Genomic DNA, 899 nt, shown 5'->3' with positions numbered 1-899 from the left:
CCCCGCACACAAAGAAACGGACACTCTCCATTCGATCGCTTGATTGAGTGCCTGCAGCGGCAACGCCTCGGTACGCATCGAGTCCGATAGTGCCCACCCAACGATCCGTCGAGAGTACACGTCAATGACAAACGCGGTGTAGACGAATCCTTTACGCGTTCGCACATACGTAATATCCGCCACCCACAACCGGTTCGGCCCGGAGGCTGTGAATTCGCGGTTGACCAAATCAGGGCGAAGATCCTGCGACTTGGATTTGCGGGTCGTGATCGGCGCTCCACCTTTACCTTTGCCGGATACTCCTGCCAAACGCATCAACCGGGCAGTCTGTCCACGGCCAACACCGATACCTTCGCGGCGAAGGGCGTGCCACATTTTCCGTACACCGTAGACGCCGTAGTTTTCGGCATGGACCACACAGATGTGCTCAATCAGGGCAGCATCACGCAGACTCCGCGAACTAAGTCCACGAGCTTTGGATTGGCGGTAGCCACGCGAGGAGATGAAGCCTCCTTCGCGATTGCGCTTCAACGTCGTACAGATGAACTCGACTGTGAAACGATCCCGATATGTATCAATGAACCGGATCATTTCCGACGTTTTGGGCCTGGTTCTGACGCGAAAAAAGCCGATGCAGCTTTCAATAGCTCGTTGGTGTCGCGAAGTTCCTGATTCTCCCGGCGCAGCCTGGCGTTTTCGGCGGCCAAATCCTCCGGCAGGCGTTCGAGGGCGTGTCCGTTGCGGCGAGCTGCCTGCGTCCACTGCCGGGCTGTATGCCACGACACGCCCAGTTTTGGGGCCACAGCCTGGCAGGCAGCTTGCATCGACATGTTTTCTGCCACAATGCGATCTTCAACAAGACGGACCACCCTGAAGCGTCCTGGGTTTAGTTCCTACCT

1 protein-coding gene and 1 pseudogene are annotated in these 899 nt (G+C 57.2%); both read right to left on the bottom strand.

Translation table 11 applies throughout. The features are described 5' to 3' along the window. The coding region (locus HMPREF3067_RS11115; RefSeq protein WP_083319248.1) for a DDE-type integrase/transposase/recombinase at positions 1–591 on the bottom strand (591 nt) is incomplete at its 3' end. After that, positions 588–872: pseudogene (locus HMPREF3067_RS11110) on the bottom strand (transposase); the annotation flags it as partial. The gene HMPREF3067_RS11115 and the pseudogene HMPREF3067_RS11110, both read right to left, overlap by 4 nt. Positions 873–899 lie beyond the last annotated feature (27 nt).

The sequence above is a fragment of the Corynebacterium sp. HMSC04H06 genome, from assembly GCF_001815935.1.
In the GTDB taxonomy this organism is placed as follows: Bacteria; Actinomycetota; Actinomycetes; order Mycobacteriales; family Mycobacteriaceae; genus Corynebacterium.
The sequence above is the reverse complement of the archived record's forward strand: the minus strand, read 5'-3'. Positions and strand labels throughout refer to the sequence as shown.